This is a genomic window from Pseudomonas sp. FGI182 (assembly GCF_000511325.1).
GTDB classification, from domain to species: domain Bacteria; phylum Pseudomonadota; class Gammaproteobacteria; order Pseudomonadales; family Pseudomonadaceae; genus Aquipseudomonas; species Aquipseudomonas putida_Z.
In genome coordinates this window covers 3,814,130-3,826,444 of the sequence record NZ_CP007012.1, presented here as the reverse complement: position 1 = coordinate 3,826,444, position 12,315 = coordinate 3,814,130, and the positions used below count along the sequence as shown (strand labels likewise).

General features: G+C 60.2%; 11 protein-coding genes and 2 pseudogenes. 6 read left to right on the top strand and 7 right to left on the bottom strand.

Annotated features, from left to right (window positions below):
* Positions 1-6: 6 nt before the first annotated feature.
* A complete protein-coding gene (locus C163_RS16915) occupies positions 7-1,497 on the bottom strand; it encodes a hypothetical protein (RefSeq protein ID WP_025339862.1) in 1,491 nt (496 codons plus the stop codon).
* 77 nt (positions 1,498-1,574) lie between these two features.
* Complete coding sequence (locus C163_RS16910) at positions 1,575-2,198, bottom strand: glutathione S-transferase family protein (protein ID WP_025339861.1); 624 nt, start codon at positions 2,196-2,198, stop codon at positions 1,575-1,577.
* An 82-nt stretch (positions 2,199-2,280) separates the two neighbouring features.
* Between C163_RS16910 and C163_RS27535 the strand changes: the two genes are divergently transcribed.
* Positions 2,281-2,412: a hypothetical protein gene (locus C163_RS27535; protein ID WP_371257948.1), complete on the top strand. Its 132-nt coding sequence runs from the start codon at positions 2,281-2,283 to the stop codon at positions 2,410-2,412.
* 268 nt (positions 2,413-2,680) lie between these two features.
* Here the strand turns inward: C163_RS27535 and C163_RS16905 are convergent, their stop codons facing one another.
* The 4 genes from C163_RS16905 to C163_RS16890 form a co-directional block, all read right to left on the bottom strand.
* Positions 2,681-3,679, bottom strand: a complete 999-nt coding sequence (locus tag C163_RS16905) for a transketolase family protein (protein WP_025339860.1) — start codon at positions 3,677-3,679, stop codon at positions 2,681-2,683.
* Positions 3,676-4,524: a transketolase gene (locus C163_RS16900; RefSeq protein ID WP_025339859.1), complete on the bottom strand. Its 849-nt coding sequence runs from the start codon at positions 4,522-4,524 to the stop codon at positions 3,676-3,678. The genes C163_RS16905 and C163_RS16900 overlap by 4 nt, the downstream gene beginning before the upstream one ends.
* Before the next feature lie 21 nt (positions 4,525-4,545).
* Positions 4,546-5,844: an MFS transporter gene (locus C163_RS16895; RefSeq protein ID WP_025339858.1), complete on the bottom strand. Its 1,299-nt coding sequence runs from the start codon at positions 5,842-5,844 to the stop codon at positions 4,546-4,548.
* 75 nt (positions 5,845-5,919) lie between these two features.
* A complete protein-coding gene (locus C163_RS16890; protein ID WP_013973349.1) occupies positions 5,920-6,669 on the bottom strand; it encodes an SDR family NAD(P)-dependent oxidoreductase in 750 nt (249 codons plus the stop codon).
* 197 nt (positions 6,670-6,866) lie between these two features.
* On the opposite strand from C163_RS16890, the gene C163_RS16885 reads away from it, so the two are divergent.
* The gene (locus C163_RS16885) at positions 6,867-7,787 is read left to right on the top strand and encodes a LysR substrate-binding domain-containing protein (protein ID WP_025339857.1); all 921 of its coding nucleotides are present in this window, start codon (positions 6,867-6,869) and stop codon (positions 7,785-7,787) included.
* Between the two features lie 39 nt (positions 7,788-7,826).
* Positions 7,827-8,237: pseudogene (locus C163_RS16880) on the top strand (multidrug transporter CflA); the annotation flags it as partial.
* Between the two features lie 204 nt (positions 8,238-8,441).
* Here the strand turns inward: C163_RS16880 and C163_RS26640 are convergent.
* Positions 8,442-8,603, bottom strand: a pseudogene (locus C163_RS26640) (transposase); the annotation flags it as partial.
* Positions 8,604-8,956: 353 nt separating this feature from the next.
* Here C163_RS26640 and C163_RS16875 point away from each other — a divergent pair.
* The 3 genes from C163_RS16875 (at position 8,957) to sctW (ending at position 12,315) form a co-directional block, all read left to right on the top strand.
* Positions 8,957-9,547 carry a helix-turn-helix domain-containing protein gene (locus C163_RS16875; protein WP_256220374.1) on the top strand — a complete coding sequence of 197 codons (591 nt, stop codon included), beginning with the start codon at positions 8,957-8,959 and terminating at the stop codon, positions 9,545-9,547.
* Positions 9,548-9,653: 106 nt separating this feature from the next.
* Positions 9,654-11,210, top strand: a complete 1,557-nt coding sequence (gene sctC, locus C163_RS16870) for a type III secretion system outer membrane ring subunit SctC (RefSeq protein WP_025339854.1) — start codon at positions 9,654-9,656, stop codon at positions 11,208-11,210.
* Position 11,211: 1 nt separating this feature from the next.
* Positions 11,212-12,315, top strand: a complete 1,104-nt coding sequence (gene sctW / locus C163_RS16865; RefSeq protein WP_025339853.1) for a type III secretion system gatekeeper subunit SctW — start codon at positions 11,212-11,214, stop codon at positions 12,313-12,315.

Below are 12,315 nucleotides of genomic sequence, written 5' to 3'. Positions count from 1 at the left end.
ATGCGCCTAGCGCACCAGCACGACGCCGACGGCCATGGCCATCAGCAGGGCAAAACCGGCTATCGCGTAGGGCAGCACCACCCCATACGCCTTGCGCTCCTGGCCGGTTGCGGTGGCCAGGCTGGCGGCTATCGACATGCGCACTGGAGAAAAAAGGCTCATGGATGTGCCTGAAACGTGCAGCAGCGCGGCAATGGCCGGAATGCTGAGGCCGGCCTGGACCGCGAGCGCAACCTGAGACGGCATGAACAGGCTGTTCGGGGCATTTCCACTATTGGCCAGGATGCCAAACGCACCGGCGACCAGCGGGGTCAGCAGGACCGCCCCCGCATTCAGCGTGGTGAACATGCCCTCGGCAAACGCCTGTGAGATACCTGCCATGGAGAGGACTTCGGCCATCATGGCAAACAGCAAGACCGTCAGTACCGCGTTCTTTCCGGTAGCCCAGGCGCAGCGCAACTCCAGCGGCAGGCGTTGCGCATGACCTCGCCATGCGCTGGTCAGGACACTGCCTACGATCAACCAGCTCCCGGCATGGAACAAAGGTGACCACGCCGGGAGATCGCCGAATGGTGCCACTTTGCCAAGGGTGGTCAGGCCTTCCTTCAGGCCAGGTACCAGCCGGGTCAGCACCAGCCCGCCAATCAGTGCCATGAACGGCAGTACCCGGCGAGTTGTGGCGATGAGTTGCTGTCTATCGGGTTGGGTGTCGCGTATGTAACGGAGCACGATCAACGGGCCGAAGGCCGCGAGCAACGCGGTTTCCGGGCCGAGACAGGCTGTGGCGACTGCCAGCAGTGCAAGGCCGCTCACGATCCAGCAGGCTTCGCCGGCACACTCGGCAAAGGATGCTGGCATTTGCGCCTGGCGCGCCGTGCGCCAGAACAACGGCAGCCATATCAGCATGAGCAAGGCGACAGGGATGGTCGCATAGAGGCCAAGATCAGCCGCGGGAATTCGCGCGTAGGCGGCGGCAAGCATCGTACCGCTGCCCATGGCGCCCCACGGGATCAGCGTCTGGCTCAATAGCGCAAATACCATCAGCTGGTGCGGGGCCAGCTTGAAGTTGCGCAACAGGGCGACCGTACCCAGCATGCCCACGCCAAAGCCGGTGGCAGACTCTGCGAATGGCCCGATCAGGAAGCAGGCAAAAAACAGCAGTCTGCGGCGTGCGCGCATGGCCTCCGGGCCATCGACCGGGGGCCGGCTGCCAGCTGGCAGAGCCCCCAAGGCGCCAGGCGAGGTCTCACGTATCGCTACCTGCCAGAACAACAGCCCGCCAACAATGTAGGGCGCAATCGTGCTGCCAATCCAAAGCCCGCGCGCCAGCGCCTGAAGCAGGTTGCTGCCTGCAAATGGGGCAGGGCCGGTGAGCGAGGCGACCGGGATGGCCACGATCAACCCCAGCAGTGCGGCGAAGGTGGTGTTCAGGCGACCGCTGGCGATGGCTACTGCGATGACCACGGGGGGAAGTAGCCATATGAGGTAAGTCGTCACGCTATAGGCTCCACGGTTGTTGTCCTTTCCTCTCTCGGGGCTTTGAAGAAACTGATGCTTGGGTTGTCCTCATGGGCTCAGGCTTGCTTGGCGGCCAGCATCACCCACTGCTGAACCGCGGGGTGGGCTAGTACATTGCTGACGTAGCCCTGCAGAGGGGCCGGCACTTCGATACCGTAGCGACGGAAGCGAAAGACCACGGGTACGAACATGGCATCGACGATGCCGAAGCTGCCACAGAGGAAAGTGTGCGAGCCGCTGGCTGCGAGCAGGTGGCTCCAGATCGAGAAGATGCGCCGGATCTCTTCCCGGGTTTGTTCCTGCAGTTCATCGACATGGTCCCCGGTGTTCAGCCCGAACGACATCTGGGTGCGCAGATGAGTGAATCCGGCGTGCATCTCCGCCGCGGCTGCGCGGGCTTGGGCGCGCAGGCGTGCGTCTTCGGGCCAGAGCCGGGCGTGGGGATGGGTTTCCGCGAGGTACTCGCAGATGGCCAGGCTGTCGTTGATGACGATGCCGTCGACCAGCAAGGCCGGGACTTTGCCCGAGGGCGAATGCTCGAGAATGCGCTGGTGGGTGTCGGGCTGTTCGAGCGGGATTTGCAGCGTCTGGAACGAAACTTCCGCGCTCACCAGCACCAGCCAGGCGCGGAACGACCATGAAGATTTGGCGAAGTCGCCTATGACCAGTTTTGCGGGCATCACGTTGCATCCTCAGGTTGTATCAGGAGCGGTCACGTTAGCCAGCGGTTCTGGGGATGTATTGTAGAAAACTGGACAAGGCGTGAGTGGGTCTCGCGTGGAATGGTCCGGTTCGTTCCTGCCGGTGGGTATCAGCGATGCTGAAGCAACTGCGTTGTTCGCTGGTATCTATGAAGACGGCCTGGCGGCGCTGAAGAAAGGGCTGGAAGGCTAAAGCCTGTCAGCTAAGTAATTGGGGGCCGCTTTGCGGCCCATCGCCGGCAAGCCAGCTCCCACAGAGATCGCGCAACTCCTGAGTTCTGCGCAGTACCTGTGGGAGCTGGCTTGCCGGCGATGGGCTGCGTAGCAGCCCCGTTAACGCTATCTTCGTTGCTTCAGAAAATGCTCCGTATCGAAAGGTACGGAGCATTTTTCATCATGGCCTGTATCTCAGGGGCTGCGGTCCGTCTCCGCCGCGCTTGAGGTTTTACCCATAGCTACGGTTAAAGCCACGCCTTGATTTGCCTGGACACAGCGTCAGTGGAGATCCCGTAACGGTCATGCAAGGTCGGAAGTGCACCCGCGTCGAGAAATGCATCCGGTAGCGCGATCTGGCGGAAGGTTGGAGTGACCCCATTGCGCAACAGCACGCCCGCAACTGCCTCTCCCAGGCCCCCTATGATCGAGTGGTTTTCCGCAGTGACCACCAGGCGACCAGGCTTGCGTGCCTCGGCGAGGATGGTCTGCTCATCGAGCGGTTTGATGGTGGGTACATGCAGCACCGATACATCCACACCGTCCTTTTGCAGCTGCTCGGCAGCCTCCAGCGCACGCATGGTCATGAGGCCGCTGGCAATCAACAGCACATCCCGACCACCGCGCAGCACCTGTGCCTTGCCCAGCTGGAACTGGTAATCGTAGCGATCGAGCACCACGGGTACGTTGCCGCGCAGCAGCCTCATGTAGACCGGCCCTTGATGGGTAGCGATCGCTGGCACAGCCTGTTCGATCTCAAGCGCATCGCAGGGGTCGACGATCATCAGGTTGGGCATCGCCCGGAAGATGGCCAGGTCATCCGTGGCCTGGTGGCTAGGACCATAACCGGTGGTCAGGCCAGGCAGCCCGCAGACGATCTTGACGTTGAGGTTCTCTTCTGCGATTGCCATGCAGATGAAGTCATAGGCCCGACGGGAAGCGAATACCGCATAGGTGGTGGCAAAGGGGGTCATGCCTTCCCGTGCCATGCCAGCAGCGGCGCTCATCAGCAATTGTTCGGCCATGCCCATTTGATAGAAGCGCTCGGGGTGGGCTTTGGCGAAGATGTGCAGGTCGGTGTACTTGGACAGGTCGGCACTTAGCCCAACTATATCCTGACGTTGCTCGGCAAGGCTTGCCAGGGCATGGCCAAACGGGGCAGGGCGGGTCGGCTGGCCGTCGGCGGCAATCGAAGCGATCATGGCCGAGGTGGTCAGGCGTTTCTTGGGTGAGTTCACAGTGCTCATGCTTGGCTCCCGGCGTCCAGCGCCTTGAGGGCGAGGTCCCATTCGTTTTCATCGACGCGAATGAAGTGCGTCTTGTCGCGGTTTTCCAGGAAAGGCACGCCTTTGCCCATGCGGGTATCGCATATGATCACGCGCGGTTGCGCCCCGGTGTGGGTGCGGGCCTGGTCGAAGGCGCCGACCAGCGCATCCAGGTCATTGCCGTCCACGCGTTGGACGAACCAGCCAAAGGCTTGCCAACGGTCGACGATTGGCTCGAAGGCCAGTACCTCGCTGGAATGGCCATCCGCCTGCTGGTTGTTCACATCGATGATGGCGATCAGGTTGTCCAGGCGCCAATGGCTGGCCGACATGGCGGCCTCCCAGGTCGAGCCCTCGTTGAGCTCGCCATCGGACAGCAGGTTGTAGACCCAGCTGTCCGAACCCTTGCGTTTGAGCCCGAGGCAAGCGCCGACGGCGATGCCCAAGCCGTGGCCGAGCGAGCCACCGGTGATCTCCATGCCTGGGGTATAGGCAGCCATACCAGACATGGGCAAGCGGCTATCGTCGCTACCGTAGGTTTCAAGCTCATCCTCTGGGATTACGCTGGCCTCGATCAGTGCGGCATAGAGGGCAATCGCGTAGTGCCCGATGGACAGGTAGAAACGGTCGCGCTGCTCCCATTCGGGGTTGCCGGGGTCGAGGCGCAGCGCATGGAAATACGCGACCGCCAGCAGGTCGGCGGCGCCCAGCGCCTGGCCGACATAGCCCTGGCCCTGGACTTGCCCCATGCGCAATGCGTGGCGGCGAATATTGCGAGCGCGCACAGCCAGCGGCAGCGCCTCGGTGTAGGTAGGCACAGCAGTCATTGAAGTGACTCCTTTATCGAATCAACGATTGACCAGATGAGCCGGTACTCGTGACACCAGGAAGGCGCCAAACATGAGTACGGCCGTGATGAGATACATGCCGATGGCATTGCTGCCCAAGGTGGTAGTGACCCAGCCGATCAGGTACGGCGAGCAGAAGCCGGCAAGGTTGGCGAAACTGTTCACCGCCGCGATGCCTGCCGCCGCCGATACACCTCCCAGCAGCGTGGTGGGCAGCATCCAGAACAGTGAAGAGGCGGATAGCACTCCAGCCGCTGCGAGGCACAGGCTGAGGATCGAAAGCGTCAGGCTGCTGCCCAGTGCTGCGGCGAGGCTCAGGCCCAGTGCGCCGATCAGCATGGGGATCGCCAGATGCCAGCGGCGTTCACGGTGACGGTCGCCGCTGCGCCCGGCCCACAGCATCGCGACGATGGCACACAGGTACGGCAGGCTGGTCAGCAGGCCGATGTGCAAAGGTTCGCTGACGCCGGCATTACGTACCAGTGTGGGTAGCCAGAACGTGATTGCGTACTGGCCCATCACTACGCAGAAGTAGATGCCCGCCAGCAACCAGAGCCGACGGTCGCGGATGAAGTCGGCCACCGAGCCATGGTTTACCTTGTGTTGCTCGTCTTCAGCCAGTTCCTTGCGCACCAGGGCTTTTTCTTCGTCGCTCAACCAGTGAGCCTGATCGACGCCATCCTTCAGGTAGCTCAGCACCAGAACGCCCACCAGTACCGTTGGGATGGCTTCGAGCAGGAACATCCACTGCCAGCCCGCCCAGCCGTGAACGCCGGCAAAGCGCTCCATGATCCAACCCGACAAGGGGCCACCGACCATGCCCGAGAGCGGAATCGCGATGAACCACAGCGCGGTCATCTTTGCCCGGCGGTAAGACGGGAACCAATAGGTCAGGTACAGCAGAAGCCCTGGTGCCAGGCCTGCTTCGGCGATCCCCAGCAAAAACCGCAGGGTATAGAATTGCCAGGCTGTCTCCACCAGGGCGAACATCGCCGAGATGATGCCCCAGGTGATCATGATGCGAGCGATCCAGCGTCGAGCGCCCACTTTGTGCAGAATGATGTTGCTGGGCACCTCGCAGAGAAAATAGCCAATGAAGAACATGCCGGCGCCCAGTCCGTAGACCGCTTCGGAAAGGGCCAGGTCGTCCATCATCTGCAGCTTCGCAAAGCCGACATTGACCCTGTCCAGATAGGCGCACAGGTAGCAGAGCATGAGAAAAGGCATCAGTCGCCAGGCCGTTTTACGGTAGGCACTGCTGCGTGCGGCGGATACCGCATCGAGCGCTAATGTGGTCATTCGTTCTGATCTCTTGTTGTTATCGAACGCGTGGCCTGCGCCGGGCTCGGGTGCAGGTCACGATGCACCGGGTGCTCAGTGGATCAGCATCCCGCCGTTGACATCCAGGGTAATGCCTGTCAGGTAGCTGGACAGGTCACTGGCCAGGAACAAAGCCGCATTGGCGACATCGCGCGCCTCGCCCAGGCGGCCCAAGGGGATGCCTTCGATGATGGCGTGACGGCGCTCATCCTGCATGAGGCCGCCGGTGATGTCAGTGTGAATCAGGCCTGGCGTGATCGAGTTGACGCGAATATTGTCCGGTCCCAGTTCACGGGCCATCGCCTTGCCCAATCCAAGCACGCCAGCCTTCGCCGCGCTGTAGTGAGGGCCACCGAAGATGCCGCCACCACGCTGGGCAGACACAGAAGACATGCAGATGATGCTGCCAGCGCGTTGCGCCCGCATGGTTGGGATCACCGCCTGGGACATAAGCAAGGTGCCACGAAGGTTCACGTTGAGAATCCGGTCATAGTCCGCCCCTGTGATTTCCAGGGTTTTCACCGGTTGAGTGATGCCGGCATTGTTTACCAGCACGTCGATCCGACCGAATTGCGCGAGCACTTGAGCGATGGCATCACGCACTTGTGCTTCATCGGCAACGTTGGCAGCCACGCCGAGGTGGCCTTCGCCCAGTGAAGCGGCAGCCTCGGTTGCGGCAGAGGCGTCCAGGTCCAGAATCGCGACTTTGGCGCCCTGAGCGGCAAACGCCTGGGCTGTTGCGCGGCCGATGCCGCGGGCAGAGGCCGCGCCAGTGATCACGGCAAATTTTCCTGTTAACAGCATCGAAGGTGCTCCAGATGGTTGTTGTTGTGAGCGGCGGTTCCGGCAGAACCGATAGGCACAGCTTCGTCCGGGACAGCACCCCGAGCAACGCTGCCTCCTTCACCCGGTGCTGAAAAAAATTCAGCCCTCGACTTGTGCCTGGGGCTTACAGGAAGGTAAAAGCCTTGGTATCGCTTCGAATCTTTCAGGAAATGGTCATGAGCCTGGACATCCTCAGAAAATCGCCTCAGATCCCTTCCCTGAAAGCAATTCAGGCCTTCGAGCAAGTTGCTCGCTTCGGCAACGTTGCACGGGCCGCAGAGCAGTTGAACCTCACGCCCTCTGCGGTGAGCCACCAGATCGCTAATCTGGAAGCCTTGATCGGTCGTCCATTATTCATTCGCGAGGCGCGCGGTGTTGCATTGACCCCGGCCGGAGAGCAGTACCTGCGCGAGGTGTCAGGCATATTGCAAAGCCTGGCTACGGCCACCGAGCGCGCCGGCAACTCGGTGGGCTTCGATTGCTTGCGGCTTCATTCCGCGCCTAGCTTCGGCCTGCTCTGGTTGCTGCCGCGCCTGGACCATTTTCGTAACAGTCATCCGCAGATCCAGATCAACCTGTCGTGCTCCTACGAGTCGCTGCACTTCGGCCGCCATCAGATCGATCTGGATATCCGTCATGGCTACCCCAACTGGCCCAGCCTGGAAGTGCGCACCATCCGGCATGAGCGTGCAACTGTGCTGGCCTCGCCACAGCTTCTGGAGCGTACGCCTATCAAGCAGCCGGGTGATCTGCTGGGGCAGAACCTGATCCTGTCGGAAGCCGCATTGGTGCAATGGCCCCAATGGTTCGCCCAGCAAGGCGTGGCGTTGCCACAAACCCCCTACGCCCTGAGCTTCGATCGCTCCTACATGAGCCTGGAGGCCGCCAGCCATGGGTATGGGTTGGCCTTGGAGAGTTCCCTGCTGGCGCAGGACTATATCGCCCGGGGCGAGTTGGTACCGGTATTTGCGGAAGACTTGGCGACGCCCGTCAGTGCCCACCACCTGGTATTTCCGCGAGGCCATGCTGAAACCCCCAGGGTTCGACAATTCCTTGAATGGGTGCAGGGCCAGCTGGGTCATGATTTCAATTACTGAGAGTAGTCCGCACAACGGACAACCGCGCTGTTCGCCGGCGGCGGAGCAGCCGCGACCTATTAGAACAATCGTATAAGCCCGCAGGTTCAGACCAAGATAGGATTCCTGCTCATAGCTGCCGGGGGCATCACGCTGTTGATCTGGGAGCAGGTGGCAGGGTTGACGGTGGCGAGTCTTATGCTGCCGATGATCATCTGCACGACGGGGACAACGCTGGTGCGTCCTGCTGCGACGACCCAAGCCTTGGCGCGTTACCCGCAGCAGGCCGGTGCGGCAGCGTCGCTGAATACGACATTGATGTTTGCAGGTGGTGGTTTGGCCGGCAGTCTGGTTGCTGGCGTCGAAAGCGAGCTGCCGATGAGCCTGGGGCTTCTGTTCCTGGGTGTCAGTTTATGCGGATGGCTACTGCTTGCATGCCTGACGGAAACGCTGACCAGCACTCGAACTTGATAACAAACGAGCCATCCGCGGTGAAAACGATAACGGTGTAGCGCAGGTGTTGATCAGGCCCAGAAACCAAACAGCACCAACGCCGCCACGCCTAGCCCGACCGCAACCGAACAGCTGCCCAACGTAAAGCGCGCCAGCCGTATAACAATTTCTCATCAAGTCTTTTCCGGAAATGTCGCTGTATACAGCTTGAATTCCTCCGTACTGACGCTGCTCTTGGGGTTTGCTGTAGAAGCTCGATCCAGGCGTAGAGGCTGTGAACAGACATGCCCAGGCGCTGGGCAACATCGGCGACAGGCTTGCCTTTCTCGGTCCTTGCTTGACCGCTTCGATCTTGAATTCTTCAGGGTAACGCTGACGACTCATGGCACCTCCTCTTTGGGTCTCATTATGAGGCTTGGAGGTGTCTACGAAACCAGGGGTGATTCAGTTTGATGGGCGCTCGTGCGCATCGAATTGGCAGTTGTCATCAGTTTCTCATCAAGATTGTTCGGTGGGTCTTCAGCATAGTGACTGAGAATCTATTCCGGGTGATTGTGATAGTGGTAGCTGAAGTGGGGGCGGGCGAAAAACCAGACTCGATTTTACCCCTGAGGGATTGGTGTGCCCTTGTGCAGTCTGGTGAGCAAGTTATTCGTATTAGCAATGGCTCTGACGTTCTGTGTCTGGCGCATCGAAAGGGTTCGGCTTTCTTGTGCCTGGCGCCAGGGTGGCAGGGCTTGCTGGTTCTACGCCCGGGGTTGCAAGTGCTCAGTGGCAGTGCCTGGGTGCTGCCGTTGTCGCAAACGAATCTTTTCAAATTGCAGCTGTTCATCGACCAGGGAGGCGTGCCTGAGGTGCGACCTGCTCCAGGCGAGCCCTGGGCCGCGTTGAGCGAAGGTCGTGGCCAACGGCGAGCGGCGCCGGCGCTGGAGTCCTGGTATCTCACCCTTGCGTTGCAGGATGACGCTGCCTATCGGGCTTTTGCCCGTCATCTGCGCAGCAGTGAGCATTATCAGTTGCTTGGTTTTTTGCTGGAGCAAAGTTCCGGCGGTGAAAAGCTCCAGGACCTTGCTGGTCGCTATGGCGTATCGGTCTCACACTTTAGAAGACTTTGCCGTCAAGCCCTGGGTGGTGCAGCCAAGTCCGAGTTGCGGGGGTGGCGTACGGCACGAGCGCTTTTGAGTATGGCTGAAGGCGCGACCTCTCTGACCGACGTTGCCTTGGAGTTTGGCTATGCCTCTTCCTCGCATTTTTCTAAAGAGATTCGAGAGCTGGTCGGAATTGCGCCGAGTAGTTTGATCGATATAACCGGCCTGTCTGGCGAATGAACTCATGAAGTTTAAAAGTATGTGTCCGCGAGCTGTCACGCTCGTGCTTTGTTGCATGTTGCCTATGGCTTCATCGGTTGCCTCTGTTCGTGCTGGAGAGGGTTATGTGGCTCGTCAGGAAGGCCTGCGCACGTTCTTCGATGCACTGTCAGCGTCCTTGGGTAAACCGGTCATCCTCAGCAAAGCAGCCGCTCGGCGCACCATCAGTGGCGATTTTTCGCTCGCCGCACCGCAGCAGACGCTGGAGCGTATTGTTCGTCAAATGGCGCTGATCTGGTACAGCGATGGTCAGACGTTGTATGTCTATGAGGCGGCCGAAGCGAAGAGTACCGTCATCTCGTTGAATACCATCACTGTCCAGAAGCTGGAGGCCTTCCTGCGCAACTCTGGTTTGCGCGATGCCCGATACCCTTTGCGCCACGATGGATTGCGGACCTTTTACATTTCCGGCCCGCCGATCTATGTCGACCTGGTGGCGCAGGCTGCGCAATTCATGGACAACCAAAGTGCCGGCTTGCAACTCGGACAGCAGCGCATTGGCGTTATCAATTTGCGCAATACCTTCGTTGCAGATCGCAATTACGAGTTGCGTGACCAAAGCATCACGGTACCAGGCATTGCGACGGCTATCGAGACGCTGCTCAAGGGGGAGAAACGTGGTGTCGACGCGGTGATCAACAAGGACGGAGAAGGGCGTCCGGGTGGCATGCCGAGCTTTCCATTGGAGGGGTTGGGTGTTCCCGAGTCCGTATCTTCCGACACGACTACACCGCGGATCATCGCTCGTGATCTGGCTGTCGGGAATATCCGCGTAGTGGCCTATCCCGATACCAATAGCCTGTTGGTCAAGGGGCTCCCGGAACAGGTGCTTTTTATCGAGAATCTGGTTGCTGCGCTCGATGAGCCAAAGCGCCATGTCGAGCTCTCCCTGTGGATCATCGACCTGCAGAAGGACGATCTGAATGAGTTGGGCGTCGACTGGAAGGGGTCGTTCAAGGTTGGCTCGAAGGTGGCAGCATCGCTCAACGGCGGCTCGCTGAGCACGCTGGATAGCACTTCGTTCATGGCTGCCATTTCGGCGTTGGAAACCGACAAACGCGCCCGGGTGGTTTCGCGGCCAGTCGTGCTGACCCAAGAAAACGTTCCGGCGATTTTCGACAATAACCGTACGTTCTATGCGCGGCTGATCGGTGAGCGCAGTGTTGAGCTCGAACACGTCACTTACGGCACCTTGATCAGCGTCTTGCCACGGATATCAGCTTCCGGAGAGGTTGAAATGGCGCTCAATATCGAGGACGGCAGCGTGGTCGACTCGACCACGGAGTCGTCCGCGATCGACGCGTTGCCGACGGTTGGCCGAACGCGTATCAGCACAGTTGCCCGGGTGCCTCGAGGCAAAAGTCTGCTGGTAGGCGGCTTCACCCGTGACGAGAGTGGAGAGGTGATCAAGCGTATTCCGGTGCTGGGGCATATTCCTTATCTGGGGAGGATTTTCAGCTATCGCCAGGCCCGTGAATCCAACACGGTTCGGGTGTTTCTGATTCAACCTAAAGAGCTCGACAGTCCGTTGGCACCAGGCGCTATGCAGATTGGTTCGCAGGTGATCGGCAAGGTGGCGCGTGACCCGGCCGACCGCGCGGTGCTGCGCGCGCTGGAGCGCTGATATGGCTGCTATTGGCGCAGTGCTGCCGCGCATACAGATGCCGCGCACGCATCAGGGCAGCGAGCCCCAGGCAAAGGTCGTTGAAGCGGCAGACGACGATGCTTCTCCAGCAGCCAGCGTCCAGCGATTCGTTGAAAACAGCGATGAGATGGCGGCGTCCCTGCGTTCGCAGTTTCGCCGTAGAGGCGATTTCGGCGACAAGTTCGAAGGCTTGGCAGATAGCTTCGAGCGGGTTCTGGATGAAGATGTGATTCCCAAGGCTCGGCAAATACAGTCGCTGGCCAAGCTTGCCGAGCGCAGCATCGAATGGCTGCTGGCACAGGCCCGGGGGCTGTTTCCCGATGACAGCGATCTGGTGCTGGTACTGCGCCAACTGTTGCGGGAAAAAGTGATGGCCGAGGCGACTCGCCGGCGTCTGGAGGCGCTACTGCAACAGGTGCTCGTTCAGTCGCCACCCAGGCGTTTGAAGGCTGGTATCAATTCGGCACTCAAAGCCAAGATGTTTGGCAAGGTGCTGGCGTTGCGGGCGGCCTTGTTGCGTGACACCTATCGCGCGTTCCTGGAGTCCGAAGGCGGCCCGGTCGAGTCCTATGAGGACTGGATAGCCCTCTACGGTTATCAGCACCGTGGCTCTGTCCTGGAGTTCATCGAGGCTGCGTTACTGACGGACATCGATGCCCAGGACCCCAGTTGTTCACGCGACGAGTTTGGCCAGTTGCTGAAAAAACTGGGTGACCTCAAGCGTCTGCGTTCGGTTGATGTCGTGTTCATCCACGGGCTGCTTGTACACGAGCTGGTTTGCCAGCATAACGCCAGCGAGCCGGACTGGTTGGTGTTCTTGTTGGGGCTGTTGCAGTTTCCCGACGAGCTCGACTCGTTGCTGTCAGGTCTCTTTGGGGAGCGCTTGTTGTTGGTTGAACACCACGAGCGCGCGCAACTGCTGCAACTGTTGCGACTGGCCTGCCTGGCGCTGCCGCTGGAGCTGTTTGGCGATGACGAGGCACTGGCGCGCATCGCAGCGCAATTCACGCATTTGGCCGACCTGGTGTTTGCCCATGAAACCATCGAGCGACATGCCGCATTGACGGCTCGTTTCGCCTCCTGA